Origin of the sequence: Neoaquamicrobium sediminum, from assembly GCF_040970315.1 — a bacterium.
Classification (GTDB): Bacteria; Pseudomonadota; Alphaproteobacteria; order Rhizobiales; family Rhizobiaceae; genus Aerobium; species Aerobium sediminum.
The window spans coordinates 611,758-628,319 of sequence record NZ_JAZHFV010000002.1 but is presented as its reverse complement, the minus strand read 5'-3'; the positions used below and the strand labels follow the sequence as shown (position 1 = coordinate 628,319).

The 16,562-nt window shown below is 63.9% G+C and carries 19 protein-coding genes; 8 read left to right on the top strand and 11 right to left on the bottom strand.

The genetic code is table 11. The features are described from left to right. Nucleotides 1-3 precede the first annotated feature (3 nt). From V1479_RS08320 to V1479_RS08310, 3 genes are all read right to left on the bottom strand, one after another. Nucleotides 4-939: a glycine--tRNA ligase subunit alpha gene (locus tag V1479_RS08320; RefSeq protein WP_173189823.1), complete on the bottom strand. Its 936-nt coding sequence runs from the start codon at nt 937-939 to the stop codon at nt 4-6. 111 nt (nt 940-1,050) lie between these two features. Continuing rightward, a complete protein-coding gene (locus tag V1479_RS08315) occupies nt 1,051-3,048 on the bottom strand; it encodes a tetratricopeptide repeat protein (RefSeq protein WP_368802495.1) in 1,998 nt (665 codons plus the stop codon). A 144-nt stretch (nt 3,049-3,192) separates the two neighbouring features. After that, nucleotides 3,193-4,209, bottom strand: a complete 1,017-nt coding sequence (locus V1479_RS08310) for a polyprenyl synthetase family protein (protein WP_368802494.1) — start codon at nt 4,207-4,209, stop codon at nt 3,193-3,195. 139 nt (nt 4,210-4,348) lie between these two features. On the opposite strand from V1479_RS08310, the gene V1479_RS08305 reads away from it, so the two are divergent. The 6 genes from V1479_RS08305 to moaB all read left to right on the top strand — a co-directional run bounded on the left by V1479_RS08305 (nt 4,349) and on the right by moaB (nt 7,988). After that, complete coding sequence (locus V1479_RS08305; RefSeq protein ID WP_368802842.1) at nt 4,349-4,573, top strand: putative signal transducing protein; 225 nt, start codon at nt 4,349-4,351, stop codon at nt 4,571-4,573. Further along, nucleotides 4,570-5,364 (top strand): tRNA1(Val) (adenine(37)-N6)-methyltransferase, encoded by a 795-nt coding sequence (locus tag V1479_RS08300; RefSeq protein ID WP_368802493.1) that lies wholly within the window; start codon nt 4,570-4,572, stop codon nt 5,362-5,364. The genes V1479_RS08305 and V1479_RS08300 overlap by 4 nt, the downstream gene beginning before the upstream one ends. 79 nt (nt 5,365-5,443) lie before the next feature. Next, the gene (locus V1479_RS08295; RefSeq protein ID WP_368802492.1) at nt 5,444-6,301 is read left to right on the top strand and encodes a S49 family peptidase; all 858 of its coding nucleotides are present in this window, start codon (nt 5,444-5,446) and stop codon (nt 6,299-6,301) included. A gap of 80 nt (nt 6,302-6,381) precedes the next feature. After that, a complete protein-coding gene (locus V1479_RS08290; protein ID WP_173186470.1) occupies nt 6,382-6,567 on the top strand; it encodes a hypothetical protein in 186 nt (61 codons plus the stop codon). 10 nt (nt 6,568-6,577) lie between these two features. Further along, on the top strand, nt 6,578-7,450 hold the full coding sequence (locus V1479_RS08285) for a 4-(cytidine 5'-diphospho)-2-C-methyl-D-erythritol kinase (protein ID WP_368802491.1): 873 nt from the start codon (nt 6,578-6,580) through the stop codon (nt 7,448-7,450). Beyond that, nucleotides 7,440-7,988, top strand: a complete 549-nt coding sequence (gene moaB / locus V1479_RS08280; protein ID WP_368802490.1) for a molybdenum cofactor biosynthesis protein B — start codon at nt 7,440-7,442, stop codon at nt 7,986-7,988. Before V1479_RS08285 ends, moaB begins: the two co-directional genes overlap by 11 nt. Here the strand turns inward: moaB and V1479_RS08275 are convergent. Beyond that, the gene (locus V1479_RS08275; RefSeq protein ID WP_368802489.1) at nt 7,985-8,497 is read right to left on the bottom strand and encodes a glycosyltransferase family 2 protein; all 513 of its coding nucleotides are present in this window, start codon (nt 8,495-8,497) and stop codon (nt 7,985-7,987) included. The genes moaB and V1479_RS08275 overlap by 4 nt on opposite strands. 135 nt (nt 8,498-8,632) lie before the next feature. Here V1479_RS08275 and V1479_RS08270 point away from each other — a divergent pair, with 135 nt between their 5' ends. Together V1479_RS08270 and rnhB are read left to right on the top strand one after the other, a co-directional pair. Further along, nucleotides 8,633-9,787, top strand: coding sequence for a PA0069 family radical SAM protein (locus V1479_RS08270; RefSeq protein ID WP_368802488.1), 1,155 nt, complete (start codon nt 8,633-8,635; stop codon nt 9,785-9,787). Between the two features lie 274 nt (nt 9,788-10,061). Further along, complete coding sequence (gene rnhB / locus V1479_RS08265) at nt 10,062-10,712, top strand: ribonuclease HII (RefSeq protein WP_368802487.1); 651 nt, start codon at nt 10,062-10,064, stop codon at nt 10,710-10,712. A 266-nt stretch (nt 10,713-10,978) separates the two neighbouring features. Here rnhB and V1479_RS08260 read toward each other — a convergent pair whose 3' ends face one another. The 7 genes from V1479_RS08260 to der all read right to left on the bottom strand — a co-directional run bounded on the left by V1479_RS08260 (nt 10,979) and on the right by der (nt 16,560). After that, nucleotides 10,979-11,458: a F0F1 ATP synthase subunit B gene (locus V1479_RS08260; RefSeq protein WP_173186484.1), complete on the bottom strand. Its 480-nt coding sequence runs from the start codon at nt 11,456-11,458 to the stop codon at nt 10,979-10,981. A gap of 4 nt (nt 11,459-11,462) precedes the next feature. Then, nucleotides 11,463-12,044, bottom strand: coding sequence for a F0F1 ATP synthase subunit B (locus V1479_RS08255; RefSeq protein WP_173186486.1), 582 nt, complete (start codon nt 12,042-12,044; stop codon nt 11,463-11,465). 63 nt (nt 12,045-12,107) lie between these two features. Beyond that, the gene (locus V1479_RS08250; protein ID WP_173186488.1) at nt 12,108-12,335 is read right to left on the bottom strand and encodes a F0F1 ATP synthase subunit C; all 228 of its coding nucleotides are present in this window, start codon (nt 12,333-12,335) and stop codon (nt 12,108-12,110) included. 74 nt (nt 12,336-12,409) lie between these two features. After that, nucleotides 12,410-13,159 (bottom strand): F0F1 ATP synthase subunit A, encoded by a 750-nt coding sequence (locus V1479_RS08245; protein ID WP_368802486.1) that lies wholly within the window; start codon nt 13,157-13,159, stop codon nt 12,410-12,412. A gap of 48 nt (nt 13,160-13,207) precedes the next feature. Then, entirely contained in the window at nt 13,208-13,612 is a 405-nt protein-coding gene (locus V1479_RS08240) for an AtpZ/AtpI family protein (RefSeq protein ID WP_368802485.1), read from the bottom strand. A 208-nt stretch (nt 13,613-13,820) separates the two neighbouring features. Then, on the bottom strand, nt 13,821-14,996 hold the full coding sequence (locus tag V1479_RS08235; protein ID WP_438620513.1) for a cell wall hydrolase: 1,176 nt from the start codon (nt 14,994-14,996) through the stop codon (nt 13,821-13,823). A gap of 127 nt (nt 14,997-15,123) precedes the next feature. Next, nucleotides 15,124-16,560 (bottom strand): ribosome biogenesis GTPase Der, encoded by a 1,437-nt coding sequence (gene der / locus V1479_RS08230; protein ID WP_368802483.1) that lies wholly within the window; start codon nt 16,558-16,560, stop codon nt 15,124-15,126. Nucleotides 16,561-16,562 lie beyond the last annotated feature (2 nt).

Sequence of the window (16,562 nt, the reverse complement as noted above, 5' to 3'; positions counted from 1 at the left end):
ATGTCAGGCAGCTTTCGTCTCGAATGCGTAACCGCCCGCATCCGTCGCCAGGAACGCCTCGCCACACGCCTTGGCCAGATTGCGCACGCGCAGAATATAGCTCTGCCGCTCGGTGACCGAGATCACGCCGCGTGCGTCGAGCAGGTTGAAGGCATGGCTCGCCTTGATGCACTGGTCGTAGGCTGGCAGCACCATTTTGTGCATCGGGTTGTTGTCGCCTTCCTTCGGCGCACCGGCGGCCAGCAGCGCCTTGCACTCGCGTTCTGCGTCCTCGAAGTGGCGGAACAGGATCGCCGTGTCGGCGTGCTCGAAATTATGCCGCGAGTATTCCTGCTCGGCCTGCAGGAAAACGTCGCCATAGGTCACCTTCTCAGCGCCCTCGCGGCCGTTGAAGTTCAGGTCGTAGACGTTGTCGACGCCCTGCACATACATGGCCAGCCGCTCAAGGCCGTAAGTCAGCTCGCCGGCCACCGGCGCGCATTCGATGCCGCAGACCTGCTGGAAATAGGTGAACTGCGAGACCTCCATGCCGTCGCACCAGCATTCCCAGCCCAGACCCCAGGCGCCCAGCGTCGGGCTTTCCCAGTCGTCTTCCACGAAGCGGATGTCGTGCAGCAGCGGGTCGATGCCGATCGCGGCAAGCGAGCCAAGATAAAGCTCCTGCAGGTTCGACGGGTTGGGCTTCAAGATCACCTGATACTGGTAGTAGTGCTGCAGCCGGTTGGGGTTCTCGCCGTAGCGGCCATCCTTAGGCCGGCGCGAGGGCTGCACATAGGCCGCGTTCCACGGGCGCGGGCCCAGAGCGCGCAGGGTGGTTGCCGGGTGGAACGTACCTGCGCCGACTTCCATGTCGTAGGGCTGGAGGATGACGCAGCCGTAATCCGCCCAGTATCGGTGCAGCGTCAGGATCAGCCCCTGGAACGAGCGGCTGGGGTGCATGGCGGACTGTTCGGCGTTCACGTGCGTGCCTTTCACGGCCTATGTCGGGACGTGGCACGTCCTAGTGCGGCCGTTCGCAAGCGTCAAGGAAGCGCACTGTAGCGGAGGCGGCTAGTTTGCCGGCTGCGGCAGGTTAAGCCGGTAGCCGGGCACGATGCGGCCGGGATCTCCACGGAGGTCGGGATTGAGGTCCAGCAACTCGATGTAGCGGTTGCCGTCGCCCAGCAATTCGGCCGCGATCGACCACAGCGACTGTCCGGGCGACACGACATGGACAGTGCTGCCCACCGCCACGGTTTCAACGGGCGGCTCGTCGGCCTTGCTGTCGGCACCATCCGGCAGCGGCACCACGTTGGCGGGCAGGGTTTCCTCCGAAGCGTCATTCGCATCCGCGCGCTGTTCGAACGGCTGCATGCCTTCCGCCAGCTTGCGCTCGGCATCGGCTTTTACCTCGTCGTCCGGCTCCAGCGCGAGCGTGTGCCGCCACTGGAACGTGGCCTCAAGTTTGCGGCCGACACGCCAGTAGGCATCGCCGAGATGGTCGTTGAGGATCGGGTCGGCGGGCATCAGACCCACCGCACGCTCGAGCTCGCGTGCAGCATCCTCGAAACGACCGAGCCGGTAGAAGGCCCAGCCAAGCGAATCCACGATGTAGCCGTCGCTCGGTCGCAACTCGACAGCGCGCTGGATCATCTCCAGCCCTTCTTCGAGATTGATGTTCATGTCGACCCAGGAATAGCCCAGATAGTTCAGCGCCTGCGGCTGGTCTGGATAGAGCTCCAGCGCCTTGTGGAAATTGGGCTCGGCCTTGTCCCACTCCTTCAACCGCTCATAGGCGATGCCGCGCTGGTAGAAGATGTTCCATTCGGCCCGCGTCGGCTCACCCATGCGGGCGACCGCCTGGTCGTAAAGGTTGGCGGCGTCCCGGTATTTCTCCTGCCGTGCATAGACCCCGCCCAGCGCGAGATAGGCCCGCATGTCGTTCTCGTCTTCGGCAAGCGCGGCTTTCAGATGCCCTTCGGCCTCGTCGAAACGCTCCAGATCGGCAAGGTTGAGACCGAGCTGCAATTCGGCGATGCGCCGCATCGGCGACGATGCAGGTACTTTCTCATAATTGGCGATGGCCGCTTCGGCGTTGCTCTGCTGCTCGGCGATGCCGGCAAGCTGGACGAGGATCGCGTCGCTGTCCGGCCGCAGCGCCACTGCGTATTGCAGGTAAAGCCGCACAAAGGATTCGCCGCCGCTGCGGTTAAGGGCCGTTGCGAGATTGAGGAGCGCTTCGGCGGCACCCGCCTGCGCGTCTGGCACCAGCAGTGCGGCCTGTTCGCCGCTCTCGATGTCCTCGCGCAGTGCCTGGATCGTGACCCGGCCCGGCGCAAACTCCTCAGCCTTGGCAAGCACCTCCAGCGCCTTGTCGTTTTCACCCTCGCGTGCCAGGAAGCCCGCATAGGCCTCCAGGCTACGCAGGAACACTTCCGGAGCCGCGCCGCCACCCGACACATTGGTCTGCGTCGCCTCGAAGGCCGTGCGCGCAGTCTCCATGTCGCCCGCGCGCTCGGCGATCAGGGCACGATGATAACCAATGAAGAGGTCGTACCATTCGGGACCCGAAAGCTGATCGACAAACGCCAGCGCACCCGCACTGTCACCAGCGCCAAGCTTCGCCCAGGCAGTCATAAGGCCGGTGATCAGCCTGTCGAGGTCCGATTCGAGCGTCAGCTTGAGCCACGTTTCAGCCTCGGCGTAGCGCTCGCCGCGGATCGAGTCGACGGCGAGTGCGAGGCGCGAGAAGCGCTCGACCTCGGGCACTTCCTTGAGCTTTTCGGCATAAGGAAGCGCCTCATCGAAGCTTCCCTCCGAGATCAGGCCAAGCATCAGGCTCTGCTGCAGCGTCTGGTTGTCCGCATCGAACGAGATGGCACGGCGGTAATAGGCGATCGCGGATGCGAGATCGTTGTCCGTCTCGGCGACCCTGGCCGCAAGATAGGCACCTGACAGCGTCTTGATCGATACCGTTTCGTCCGTTTCCGGCGCTGCCCACGCATTGCCTGTCGCGATGCCGGCTGCCAATCCCGCAGCCATGATCCAGCGTCCAGTCTTAAGCCGCATTGGTTCCCTTCCTGTCGGTCCGCCGCGCCCGACACGGCGAGCATGTCAGACGTTGAAGGCACAAAGCATGGCCTTTTTGCGGTCGCGGTTCAATCCGCCTTACTTCACGATCAGGACAGCCGTAGCGCGGCAGGGCCTAACCCTTCAGCTTACGCGGCTGATGCAGAAGTTGATCACGTCGAGCATCGCCTGCTTTTGCGGCGTCTGCCTGAGCGGCGCGAGAGCGTCGCGGGCAATCTCGCCGAAGTGCCTTGCCCGCCCGATGGTGTCGCCGATAGCGCCGTGCTTGGTCATCAAGCCACGGGCGCGGTCAAGCGATTCGTCGTCGGTGCGGTCGTTCTCGATCGCCGCCTTCCAGAATTCGCGCTCCTCGGCGGAACCACGGCGGTAGCTGAGGATCACGGGAAGCGTGACCTTGCCCTCGCGAAAGTCGTCGCCAACATTCTTGCCGAGGTTCTTCGAATCGCCGCCATAGTCGAGCGCGTCGTCAATGAGCTGGAAAGCAAGGCCGAGATTGATGCCGTAGGAACGCAGCGCGGCGCGGTCCGTCTTTGACGCTCCCGCAACGATCGGCCCGACCTCGGCGGCTGCCGAGAACAGGGCTGCCGTCTTCGCCTTGATGACGGCGAGATAGTCGTCCTCGGTGGTCTCCAGGTTCTTCGCCACGCCGAGCTGCATCACCTCGCCTTCGGCGATGATCGATGCCGCGGTGGAGAGAATGTCGAGAGCATCAATCGAGCCAACCTCGACCATCATACGGAAGGCCTGGCCGAGCAAAAAGTCCCCGACGAGCACGCTTGCCTGATTGCCCCAGATCATGCGCGCCGTGCGCTTGCCGCGCCGCATGTCGCTCTCGTCGACGACATCGTCATGCAGCAGGGTCGCGGTGTGCATGAACTCCACGCTGGTCGCCAGCTTGATGTGGCCATCACCCTGATAGCCGAACATCTGCGCGGCTGCGAGGGTGAGCATGGGCCGAAGCCGCTTGCCGCCCGACGAGATCAGGTGATTGGCGACTTCCGGAATCATCTCGACGTCGGAGCCGGCTTTCGACAGGATGAGTTCGTTGACGCGGCCCATATCCGCGCGCGTCAGCGCTATCAACGCCTCGATGGAGGCGTTTTCGCGTTTACCGCCCTCCAGATTGACTACGACACCCACCACATGAAACTCCCTTGAGCGCGGCCCGCCGCCCGTAACTTTCTTGCGCGACTCTAGGCAGGCGTATGAGGCGCGGCAAGTGGCGAATTGGCGCGGTTTGTCGTTTACTTTAGCGCTGCAACCTGAAAGCCTCGCCGCCATGATCGAACTGATGCGCACCAACGACCCCGTATTGATCTCGTTCGTCGAGGCGCTGTTGCGCGACGCGGGGCTCTCCTACTTCGTGGCCGACCAGAATATGAGCGTCATAGAGGGCTCGCTGGGGATCCTCCCGCGCCGCGTCATGGTTTCGGACGACGACTTGGATGCCGCGCGCCAGCTGCTGGAAGAGGCCGGCATAGCGGGCGAACTGGGCAAACAATGACGGCGTTCGCGGAGATCGCAGACAAGGCCGAAGAGTCCACGCTGGACGCCTTCCACCGGGGGGCGTTTCATTTGATACAGCCGCGGCGCGGCCATCGCGCCGGCATGGACGCCATGATGCTGGCCGCAAGCGTGCCGGGCTCCTTCGCAGGCCGGCTCGCCGATCTCGGCTCTGGCGCCGGCGCGGCCGGACTTGCAGTTGCCACGCGTTGTCCGGACGCCACAGTGGCCCTCGTGGAACGCGATCAGGAAATGGCCGATTACGCGCGGCGTTCGATTGCGCACGAGGCCAATGCTGGCTTACGCGACCGCGCCTCCGTGATCGAGGCTGACGTCACGTTGACGGGCAAGGCACGGATGACAGCTGGCCTCGCCGACAGGGCTTTCGATTTCGCGTTGATGAACCCGCCCTTCAACGCCGCGGCAGACCGCCCCTCACCCGACGCTCTGCGCCGCTCGGCCCATGTGATGGAGGACGGGCTGTTCGAGCGCTGGCTGCGCACGGCGGCGGCAATCGTGCGCCCGCGTGGGGGACTCTCGATCATCGCTCGCCCTGGTTCGCTACCGGAAATCCTGGCCGCGATGCAGGGACGGTTCGGCGCGGCGCAGATCTTGCCCATTCACCCCCGCACGCACGAGCCTGCGATACGGATCCTGATTCGCGCCTTGCGAGGCTCGCGCGCGGGGCTGACGCTGATGCCGGCCCTGGCGATACACGAACCGACGGGTCGCCGCTTCTCGCAGCAAGCGGATGCGATCAACAACGGCCGGGCTACACTTTTCGGCGATTGAGCCACAAAGGCGTGGCGCCCCATATTGCTTGCGCGCCGCGAATGCCTACATCCACAATGAACAGTGGAGACCTGCCCCTTTGAGACGACTTTTCAGCCGCCTTCTTCCCCGCTCCATGCGCTCCGGCGCCATCACCATTCCCGTCATTCGGCTGCACGGCGCTATCATGGCGGGCGGGAACCAGTTCCGGCCCTCCCTGTCGCTGGCCTCGACAGCGGGGCTGATCGAGAAGGCTTTCGCGTTCAAGGAGGCGCCCGCAGTCGCAATCTCCATCAACTCTCCCGGCGGTTCGCCGGTGCAGTCGCGTCTGATCTTCCGGCGCATTCGCGACCTTGCCGAGGAAAAGAATAAGCGCGTGATCGTCTTCGTCGAGGATGTGGCCGCCTCGGGTGGCTACATGATCGCTGTCGCCGGCGACGAGATCGTCGCGGACCCCTCCTCCATCGTCGGTTCCATCGGCGTTGTTTCGGCCGGTTTCGGCTTCCAGGAGATGATCAAGAAGATCGGAGTGGAACGCCGCGTCCACACCGCCGGGCGCAACAAGTCGATTCTCGACCCGTTCAGCCCAGAGAGGAAGGAGGATGTGGAACGCCTGAAGGCGCTTCAGCTCGAAATCCATGACACCTTCATCGACCTGGTCAAAGGGCGGCGCGGCGCCAGGCTCACGGACGATCCAGACCTCTTCACCGGCATGTTCTGGACCGGAAAGAAGGGGCTGGAGTTGGGCCTTGTCGACGCTCTTGGCGACATGCGTTCGTTTCTCAAGCAGCGATACGGCGAGAAGACGCGGCTGCAGCTCGTGTCGATGCCGCGCGGCCTGTTCGGGCGCAAGCTCGGCGTGTTCAGCTCCCAGGCGAACGGGATCGCGGCCTCGGCAGCAGATGGGCTTTTCGATGCGGCGGAAGAACGCGCCCTCTGGAGCCGGTTCGGCCTTTGACGACGCGGGAAAAGGCACTAGAATTGGGTCCGTACTGGCACCGTGACCCTTAGCATCCCAATCCGGGAGGAGACCGGACAATGCCCCAGCTTATTTTCTTCGCAGCGCTCGGCATCGTCGCCTATGTCGGCTACCGCTCCTTCATCCGCGAGGCAGAGCGCCTGACAGCGAAAGCGCGGCGCGCCGAGGCGGAGCAGCGCACGGGGTCGCAGGGCACGCTGGTGAAAGACCCCAAGACCGGCGAATACCACCTCCTGAAGGACTGAACGCCGGTCCATGCCTGCAAAAGTCGTCGAGCACGCGCCGGCCAAGGTGAACCTTGCGCTGCATGTCACCGGCCGCCGGGATGACGGGTACCACCTGCTCGACACGCTCGTGGTGTTCACCGAGGTAGGCGACACAGTGTCGGTCGCGGCGGCGGAGCAAGACAGTTTTACCATCCAGGGTCCTTTCGCTGGTCTGCTCGACGACGAGGCCGACAACCTCGTGCTGAGGGCGCGGGACCTGCTGCGAAGCAAGCACGGCGACCTGCCGCCGGTCGCTATCTCGCTTGAAAAGAACCTGCCTGTCGCCTCCGGCATCGGCGGCGGTTCAAGCGATGCAGCGGCGACACTGCGGGCACTGATGCGATTATGGGGCATCGAGCTTTCCGCCGATACGCTGGCGGCAGCGGCTCTGCGGCTGGGTGCAGATTTGCCGATGTGCCTCTATGCACGGACGCTCGTAGCACGCGGGATCGGAGAGGAAATCGAGCCGGTCGAGGGCATTCCGCCGCTTCATATGGTGCTGGCCAACCCCGGCGTAGCCGTACCGACCCCCGCGATATTCCGCGCGCTGGCCAGCCGCGAGAACCCGCCTTTGCCGACGCTGCCGGGACCGCAGGCATTGTCTGCCTGGCTGACGGATACGCGCAACGACCTGGAAGTGCCGGCTCAAACGCTCGCGCCGGAAATTGGTGAGGTACTGTCGGCGCTCACCGCCAACGGCGCGGCGCTGGCGCGTATGTCTGGCTCGGGTGCAACGTGTTTCGGGCTGTTCGCATCGCGCGACGAGGCGAAGGTCGCCGCATCCGCCATCGCGGTGCTGCACCCCTCGTGGTACGTGACGGCGACGCGAACGATCGAAAGGGCTCGAGCAGATGCCACTTGACGAGAACAGACCCTTCCTGCCTGTCGGCATTGCCGTGCTGACCGTCTCCGACACGCGGACGCCGGAGGACGACAAGTCCGGGCAGACGCTTGCCGAGCGGATCGGGGCGGCCGGTCACCGGCTCGCCGCACGCGACATCGTGAAGGACGACGTCGAGGCAATTCGCTCCGTCGTACGTGGCTGGGCGAAGGACGATGCTGTCGACGTGATCATCACAACAGGCGGCACCGGCTTCACCGGCCGCGACGTGACGCCGGAAGCGCTGGAGCCCATTTTCGAGAAGCGCATGGACGGCTTCTCGGAAGTCTTCCACCGGATTTCCTACGACAAGATCGGCACGTCCACGATCCAGTCGCGGGCGACTGGCGGAGTGGTCGACGCCACGTTCGTCTTCGTGCTGCCCGGCTCGCCGGGAGCTTGCCGTGACGCGTGGGACCATATCCTCAAGGCGCAGCTCGACTACCGCCACATGCCATGCAATTTCGTGGAGATCATGCCGCGGCTGGACGAGCATCTGAAGCGCGGCGGAACAAGCTAGGCTGTCTTTGCGGAAGGCGGCGCGGGAAGAATCTCCGCGCCCAGCCTGCGCGCCGATACCGACCGAGCGATCGCCAGACCGTCAGCCCGAGCCAGCGATAGCGCCTGGCGTTTAGTAATCATCAGCCCGTCTGCCAGCGGTCTACGACCGGCGAAGACGCGGGCGAGGAAGGGCTGCCTGTACTGGCGCGCGCGCGTGAAGCGGGCCGCGCCGGCGGCCACTTCCGCGTGGCTGAGAACGGCGTCCATCCATCCTTCAAGCAGCCGCGCGCCCGGCTCGAGAATCAGTATCCATTCGCTGCGCGCCTGCCTGATGCCGGACAGCGCATCGGCACCGGCCAGATAGCTGCAACCGGCATGTTCAGCGACGGTGTGGGTGCGGTCCGACGAGCCGCCGTCACAGACGATCACCTCGCGCACCACGCCTTCGACGGCCCCGCCAACGAGCGAGGCGAGCGTGCGCGCCAACGCATCTTCATGGTTACGCGTCTCGATCAGGACGGACAGCATTCGACCGGAATAGCTGAAAGCGCCGGCTAAAGCCAGTGCTGCACTGCAGCAGAAAAAGTTCTTGCTTTGTTCTGCGTCCAGAAATAGGAATAGTTTCATCACGGACAGGCGAGTCGTTCGCCAACGGAGCCAGACATGGAACCGATCAGACAAGCGGATATGGCAGCCTTTGCTGGCGGCGGCGCGGCCGCGGCGAACGCGCTGGTGGACGATAGCGGGCTCCGCGTCGGCTTCGACAGGCGGCGCGGCCGCGCGGCCGGCGTCAATCCTTCCGGCCGCTACGAGCCGCTGACGCGGCATGTCTTCGACGACGGGTGGAACAGCCTCGAGGAATTGCCTCCGTTCAAGACCGAAGTTCAGGTCGAGAAGCCACGCAACATCATCACCCGCAACACGTCGCCGGACATCTCATTCGACCGTTCGATCAATCCCTATCGCGGCTGCGAGCATGGCTGCGTCTATTGCTTCGCGCGGCCGACCCACGCTTTCATGGGATTGTCGCCGGGGCTGGACTTCGAGGCGAAGCTGTTTGCCAAGCCGGACGCTGCCCGGTTGCTGGAGCGGGAACTGGCGAAACCCGGCTATGAGCCCCGAACGATTGCGATCGGCACCAACACCGATCCCTACCAGCCGATCGAGAAACAGTGGCGCATCATGCGCGAAATTCTCGAAGTGCTGGAGGCGCATAACCACCCTGTCGGCATCGTCACCAAGTCGGCATTGGTGACACGCGACGCCGACATTCTCGGACGCATGGCCGAGAAGGGGCTGGCCAAGGTGGCGCTTTCGATCACCACGCTCGACCGCAAGCTGGCACGGATGATGGAGCCGCGCGCGGCCACGCCACCGAAGCGGCTGGAGGCTCTGCGCACGCTGGCAGATGCGGGGGTGCCAGTCTCGGTGATGATCGGCCCTGTGATCCCGGCGCTGAACGATCAGGAGATCGAGCGCATTCTTGACTCCGCCCAGGCGGCCGGCGCCCGCGAGGCAGGCTACATCATCCTGCGTCTGCCGCTGGAGGTGTCGCCGATCTTCAAGGACTGGCTGCTGCGGCACTATCCGGACAGATACCGCCACGTGATTTCGCTGATCCGTTCGATGCGTGGAGGCAAGGACTACGATGCCGAGTGGGGCAAACGGATGAAGGGCGCAGGGCCCTATGCATGGCAGATCGGCCGGCGCTTCGAAATCGCGGCAAAGCGGCTGGAACTCAATGTTGAGAAGAGGCGGCTGCGAACCGATCTGTTCAAGCCGCCGGCCCAGGCGGGCGAGCAGTTGATGCTGCTCTAGTAATCATAGGCAGCGCGGGCGATGTCCAGCATCGCCCGCGCCAGCGAATTCCGTCCGGCCTGCCCCGTCCCCTGGCACCCGACGGAGCCTTCCCGCCCCGCCCCATCCGGCGGGAAGGACTGGAGAACCGGAGCCCCGCGAGCATCGCCGCAACATGCCTCGCCCGCGCTCCGGTTCTCCGCTTTTCTTTTGCCCGACGACAAGTGGATACGCTCGCTGTGGGATGGTTCGCTGCTTGCACCGGGGCCTCAGCCGGTGCAAGCATCGACAGGCTATGCCACGACCACAGCCCGATTCTCCGCTTCTTTTCGACCTGCCCGTGCGACCCGATTTCTCGCTGGAGAGGGAGGCCCTGCGCGATAGCCGCTGGCCCGTGGCCGGCACCGACGAGGCAGGCCGGGGGCCTCTCGCAGGCCCGGTGGTTGCGGCCGCCGTCGTCCTCGATCCTGAGAACATTCCGGATGGGCTGGACGATTCGAAGCGGATGGATGCAGCAGCACGCGAAGGCGTGTTCACCGAAATTCTCACGCGCGCAAGGGCGGTTTCGTTTTCGGCCGTATGCGCGGGTTCCATCGACAGCGGCGATATCCGCAAGGCAAGCCTGGAAGCCATGCGCCGGTCAGTGGCCACGCTTACTGTGAAGCCGTTGCTGGTGCTTGCGGACGGCCGGGACGTTCCACCCGGGCTCCCCTGTCTCGGCCGCGCGGTCGTCAAGGGTGACCAGCGCTCGCAATCGATCGCGGCAGCCTCCATCATCGCCAAGGTGATGCGAGACCGGATGATGGCGCGCGCCGGAGCCTGTGACGTGCGCTACGGTTTCGAGCTCCATATGGGCTACGCAACGGTCCGCCATCGCACCGCGATCCTGGAACACGGGCCGGTAACACGGCTGCACAGGCTCTCCTTCGCGCCGTTCCGCACATAAAGAGCAGTTGCCCAGAAAACCTGTTTGCCGTCATGCGTCCTTCGAGGCTCGCTTTGCTCGCACCTCAAGATGAGGGACGAGGGTTGATCAAACTCTCCCACGGGTGGCTCGACGGACGTCAAAGAAGCCCCCTCAAGCCCGCAACATCGCCGGGCGGTGCACAGCCGTCCTCATCCTGAGGTGCGAGCAAAGCGAGCCTCGAAGGACGCACCATAACAAAAGGCCGCCCGGAGGCGGCCTTAGAGTGTTCGAACCGGTAGAACCGATCAGTTCAGCTTCGCCTTGACGTCGTCAAGCGTCGACTTGAAAAGCGCGGCGTCAGCGCGTGCATCGACCTTGTCCGCGAGCAGCTTGCCGGCAGCCTCGATGGCGATATCCACCGCGCTGCTGCGCACCTCGTTGACTGCGTCACGCTCTGCCTGAGCGATCTTCTGCTCCGCGAGCGCCGTACGCCGCACCACGTAGTCTTCGGTTTTCTGCTTGGCTTCAGAAACCAGAAGCTCGGCCTCGCGCTTGGCGGCGGCGACGATATCGCCCGCTTCCTGCTCGGCTTCCTTACGCTTGCGCTGGTATTCGGCCAGCAGTTGCTGGGCCTCCTCGCGCAGGCGACGCGCTTCCTCAAGGTCGTTGCGAATACGTTCGGCGCGCGCGTCGAGCGACTTCGAGATCATCCCCGGTATACGCAGATAGGCCATAAGCGCGAGGAAGATAAGCAGAGCGGCTGTGGCCCAGAATGTAGCATCCATGGTCCTACCTCCTCGAAGCCTTGACCGCGGATGAAACCGCAGCCTTGTCGATCGTGGTGCCGACAAGCTCCTTGACGATCAGGCCGGTGGTTTCCTCGGCGATCTGGCCGACGTCGCGCATGGCGGCGTCCTTGATCAGCGCGATGCGTGCCTCGGCTTCCGAAAGCTTGGAATCCAGCGCTGCCTCAACCTGCCTGCGTTCCGCCTCGGCTTCCGCCTTGGCACCCTCGCGGGCTTCCTGGCCAATCGCATTCGCCTTGGACTTGGCGTCGGCAAGCTCCTGCTCGTAGGCAGCAAGGGCAGCGTCCGCCTCTTCCTTCAACTTGGCGGCCTGGTCGAGATCCTGCGCGATGCGATCGCTGCGCACCTCGAGGATGCCGCCGATGCGCGGCAGAACCACCTTCTGCAGGAACAGGTAGAACAGGCCGAAGGTAATCGCCAGCCAGAGAAGCTGCGACGGATATGTGGAAGAATCGAATGGCGGGAACGAACCGCCGCCAGCGCCGTGGTCGACGCCAACTTCGGATTGCGTCTCGCCGTGCGCTTCCGTTTCCGATTCCTGCGCGAATGCAGGCGCCACGAACATGGGCTACCCCTGTCTAGAGAGTGGCCGGCCGCACAAGGCGGCCGACAATATACGGCTTCGGTCTTAGACTGCGAACAGCAGCAGCAGCGCGACCAGCAGCGAGAAGATGCCGAGCGCTTCCGTCACCGCGAAGCCGAAGATCAGGCGGCCGAACTGGCCGTCAGCAGCCGAAGGATTGCGCAGGGCGCCGGCGAGGTAGTTGCCGAAGATGTGGCCGAGACCAATGCCCGCGCCGCCCATGCCAAGGCAGGCAATACCGGCGCCGATGAACTTTGCTGCTTCCGCTTCCATGGTAGAACTCCTTCAATGGAACTTTGAGATTGATGCGGTTTCGAAGTTGGCGGGAGAGCCCGCCGGTGAACGGGTCAGTGCGACGGGTGTAGCGCGTCGTTGAGATACATGCAGGTCAGCACTGCGAAAACGTAGGCCTGCAGGAACGACACCAGGAACTCGAGGCCGGTCAGCGCAATGGTCATGAGCAGCGGCAGAATAGCTCCGCCGATGCCAAGCGCGCCCAGCGAACCCAGCGAGACGACGAAGCCGGCGAAAACCTTGAGCGTGATGTGACCAGCCAGCATGTTGGCGAAGAGACGCACCGAAAGGCTGATCGGACGCGACAGGAACGAGATCACCTCGATCAGCACCACCAGCGGCACGAGAATGGCCGGAACACCTTCGGGCACGAAGAGACCGAGGAACTTGAGCCCGTGCTTCCAAAAACCGTAGATGACGACGGTGCCCATCACCAGCATCGCAAGCGCGAAGGTGACGATGATGTGGCTGGTGACGGTAAAGAAGTAGGGGAACATGCCCAGCAGGTTTGCCACCAGCACGAACATGAACAGCGAAAACACCAGCGGGAAGAACTTCATGCCGTGGGTACCGGCAGCGTCGCGCAGCATGTTGGCGACAAATTCGTAGGACATCTCCGAAACCGACTGCAGACGGCTGGGAACCAGACCGCGGCTGGAGGTCGTCAGATAAAGAAACGCGCCTGCGGTCGCCACGGTGGCGACCATGAACAGCGACGAGTTGGTGAACGAGAAATCGAGCCCACCGATTTCGATCGGAATCAGTTTCGAGATCTGAAACTGGTGAATTGGATCGTTGGCCAACCTGGACCCCCTCGATGCGTCACGCGCGCCACGCGGCGCAATTCAATCTCAATCGGGCCGTCCGGCGCCATTCCGCGCCTTTCCCGGCCCTCCCTCGGCGACCATGCCCACTGAACGCAGGACATTAAGCACGCCAGCGGCAAACCCCAGAAGCAGGAAGATGATGAGACCCCATGGCGACGTACCCGCCACGCGATCGATCAGCCATCCCAGGCCCGCCCCCACCGCTATCCCAGCGATGAACTCGCTCGACAGCTTCAGCGCCTGTCCGAAACCGGCCATGCCGCCGGTCGCGGGTTTACTCTCGGTTTCGTCCCGCGCCGGTTTTCTGGCTGCGAGAGCCGCATCCAGTTCACGGCTGCGGCGGACGAGGTCCTGCTCGCGGTTGGGCGATCCTGCCGCTGCGCCGGGCTTTTCGTCTCCGGTTTCGTCTGGCCTGTTTGAGCCGGCCATCGCGAACCTCCTGCCCGAACAGCCGGTATCGGCTCTCCGCTTTCAAAGTCGCGCGCAACATAGTTAGGGGTATGTCCCCAGTCAAGCCGGGGCGGGACGGCTGGAGGGAACTTATTTGCCAAATAATTTCAATTACTTGACCATATGCGACAATGCGTCGTCAGGCAAAGCCGGGCGGATTGGCGCGAATCCCCGCGCCAAGGCGGCCTCAGCTCCAGCCGCCGCCATAGGTGCGATAGAAGATATGGAGGCCGATCTTCTTCATCTTTTCCATGGTTCGTGCCCAGCCGGGGTGGACATAGGTGGCGTGATAGTGCGTGGCCGAGCCGACCTCGGGAATGAAGATCTTGCCGGCGGTCACGGCCATGCCCACCTCCTGCGCCACCTTGTAATGCGAGGCGCTGCGCACGCGCGGGCGCGAGCCGTCGCAGGCAAACGAGAACTGGCAGCGATTGCGCCAGCTGCGATTCTGGTAGACGACACCGCAGATCGTCGACGGGTAGGTCGGATTGCGTACGCGGTTGAGGATGACCTGCGCAACCGCCGCCTGGCCTTTGACGTCTTCTCCGCGCGCCTCGAAATAGATGCCCTCGGCGAGGCACTTCTGCTCCGCAGAAGAGAATACGGTAGCCGGCAGCGGCTTGCTCATCCATTCGTGGTCGCCTGCCACAACGGGCGGAATGAACCGGCCGGCGGTCTCGTCCTGCTCGTTCTTGAGCAGGCTGGCAAACGGCGAGGCGGTCGCGTAGTCCGGCTCCGGCGGCGCATAGGCTGTCGCCAGAATGTCGGCCTTCTCATTGGTAACCAGCGAGGCAAGGAAAGCCGGAACGCCGGGGTCGATCTTGTCTTCCTTGATATGGAAGGCCCCGGCGATCTGGATTTCCTTGCCCTTGATGTCCGGCACGGCGAAGGCCATTGCGACCTCCGGCTCGGCCTTGAGGTCGATCAGCGAGCTGGTGCGCTCGAATACCGAGCCGGCGTTGAACAGCTTCGGCGGCGCCACAGGCGCAACGTTGACGATGCGGCCGCGCTTGTCGGACCGGTTGATGCGCGCCTCGTCAGGCGTTTCGCTCGTTGCGCCCTTGCCGCGGAAAGCGACCGCGCCAAGACCGGCCGCATTCAGACCTCCACCGGAAATCGAGCCCGTTGTGGTGGAATCGAGAAAAGGCATTTCCGCCTGATGAACCGAACCCGCAACCGCGCGCTCGACGAAGGAGCCCCAACGCTCTCCGCCCCGCTCGACGCCGGAAACATAGCTGGCAATATCCTGGTAGGCGGCCTGGGTCGGCGAACAGACCCAAATGCCGAGACCGACCATGAAAGGAGCAGCGAGGGATCGCATGCTGCCGACGACATCCCGCCGGCGCAAAACCTTTCGACGCAGCACGAATTTTCTCCAGAAACGCAACCCAACTGAACAGGCCGCGATAGTCAGGCATTAACCTTGATGGAGCGTTAACGGTGCGGGAAAGACGACATTGTGGCGGCCGCGCCAGGCGCGGCAAAGCGCCTCAGCGGCGCTTCTTGGCCTTGTTGGCAAACGGATTGTCCGGCGCGCGCAATGCCATGCGGATCGGCACGCCCGGCATCTCGAACGTCTCGCGCAGGCCATTGACCAGATAGCGGATGTAAGATTGCGGCATGGCATCCGGCCGCGAACAGGAGAGGACGAAGCCCGGCGGACGGGTCTTGGCCTGGGTGATGTACTTGATCTTGAGCCGCCTGCCGGCGACTGCCGGAGGCGGATGGTGCGTAAGCACACCTTCCAGCCAGCGATTGAGCTTGCCGGTGGAGACACGGCTATTCCAGACGCGATGCGTCTTTTCGATCGCCTCCATCAGCTTGTCGAGGCCCCTGCCCGTCTCTGCGGACACAGGCACAGCCTGGAGGCCGCGCACCTGCGGCAACAGCCGCTCGGTCTTTTCGCGCAGCTCGGCCAGAAGTTCCTGCCGGTTTTCGATCAGGTCCCATTTGTTGAAGGCCAGAACCGGCGCACGCCCTTCGCGGATGATCAGATCGGCGATCTGCAGATCCTGCTTCTCGAACGGGATGGTCGCGTCGAATACGATCACCACGACCTCGGCGAAGCGGATGGCGCGCAAACCGTCTGCGACGGACAGCTTCTCAAGCTTTTCCTGGACGCGGGCCTTTCGGCGCATGCCGGCTGTGTCGAAGAGCTTGATGCGACGGCCACGCCAGTCCCAGTCGACCGAAATCGAATCGCGCGTGATTCCCGCCTCAGGACCGGTCAGCAGCCGCTCCTCACCCAGCAGGGTATTGATAAGCGTCGACTTGCCCGCATTCGGACGGCCGACGACCGCGATGCGCAACGGCTTGGTTGCATCATACTCCGGCACGGTCTCGTCATCGGGATTCTCGATATCCTCGCCGATCAACACGCCCGTGGAAGCAACCGCAGCCGGCTCGTCCTCATCGTCGCCCAGCGTACGCTCCTCGCCGAGCGCCTCGATGATCGCCTCACGCAGATCGGGCATGCCCTCGCCGTGCTCGGCCGAAATGGGGATCGGCTCGCCGAGACCGAGTTCCCACCCCTCGAGCATGCCGCCCTGGGCACCACGTGTCTCCGCCTTGTTGGCAACCAGCACCACGGGCTTGCCCGTACGTCTCACTACCTCGGCAAAGGTGCGGTCATCCGGCATCAGGCCCGTGCGGGCGTCGATGAGGAACAGGACGAGATCGGCTTCGTCTATCGCGGTTTCAGTCTGGGCACGCATGCGGCCTTCGAGCGATGACGCGGCGGCATCCTCCAGACCGGCGGTGTCGATGACATCGAAGCGAAGATCGAAGAGTTTTGCAGGGTGCACGCGCCGATCGCGCGTCACGCCCGGCGTGTCGTCAACGAGCGCGAGCTTGCGCCCGGCAAGCCGGTTGAACAACGTCGACTTGCCGACGTTGGGACGGCCGATGATCGAGACCTTGAAGCGCATCC

Bases quoted from the DNA above. Each gene is read 5' to 3' on its own strand.
- V1479_RS08320 (WP_173189823.1), bottom strand. From the start codon at position 939: ATGCACCCCAGCCGCTCGTTCCAGGGGCTGATCCTGACGCTGCACCGA.
- V1479_RS08315 (WP_368802495.1), bottom strand. From the start codon at position 3,048: ATGCGGCTTAAGACTGGACGCTGGATCATGGCTGCGGGATTGGCAGCC.
- V1479_RS08305 (WP_368802842.1), top strand. From the start codon at position 4,349: ATGATCGAACTGATGCGCACCAACGACCCCGTATTGATCTCGTTCGTC.
- V1479_RS08300 (WP_368802493.1), top strand. From the start codon at position 4,570: ATGACGGCGTTCGCGGAGATCGCAGACAAGGCCGAAGAGTCCACGCTG.
- V1479_RS08290 (WP_173186470.1), top strand. From the start codon at position 6,382: ATGCCCCAGCTTATTTTCTTCGCAGCGCTCGGCATCGTCGCCTATGTC.
- V1479_RS08285 (WP_368802491.1), top strand. From the start codon at position 6,578: ATGCCTGCAAAAGTCGTCGAGCACGCGCCGGCCAAGGTGAACCTTGCG.
- moaB (WP_368802490.1), top strand. From the start codon at position 7,440: ATGCCACTTGACGAGAACAGACCCTTCCTGCCTGTCGGCATTGCCGTG.
- V1479_RS08275 (WP_368802489.1), bottom strand. From the start codon at position 8,497: ATGCTGTCCGTCCTGATCGAGACGCGTAACCATGAAGATGCGTTGGCG.
- V1479_RS08270 (WP_368802488.1), top strand. From the start codon at position 8,633: ATGGAACCGATCAGACAAGCGGATATGGCAGCCTTTGCTGGCGGCGGC.
- rnhB (WP_368802487.1), top strand. From the start codon at position 10,062: ATGCCACGACCACAGCCCGATTCTCCGCTTCTTTTCGACCTGCCCGTG.
- V1479_RS08260 (WP_173186484.1), bottom strand. From the start codon at position 11,458: ATGGATGCTACATTCTGGGCCACAGCCGCTCTGCTTATCTTCCTCGCG.
- V1479_RS08255 (WP_173186486.1), bottom strand. From the start codon at position 12,044: ATGTTCGTGGCGCCTGCATTCGCGCAGGAATCGGAAACGGAAGCGCAC.
- V1479_RS08250 (WP_173186488.1), bottom strand. From the start codon at position 12,335: ATGGAAGCGGAAGCAGCAAAGTTCATCGGCGCCGGTATTGCCTGCCTT.
- V1479_RS08240 (WP_368802485.1), bottom strand. From the start codon at position 13,612: ATGGCCGGCTCAAACAGGCCAGACGAAACCGGAGACGAAAAGCCCGGC.
- der (WP_368802483.1), bottom strand. From the start codon at position 16,560: ATGCGCTTCAAGGTCTCGATCATCGGCCGTCCCAACGTCGGCAAGTCG.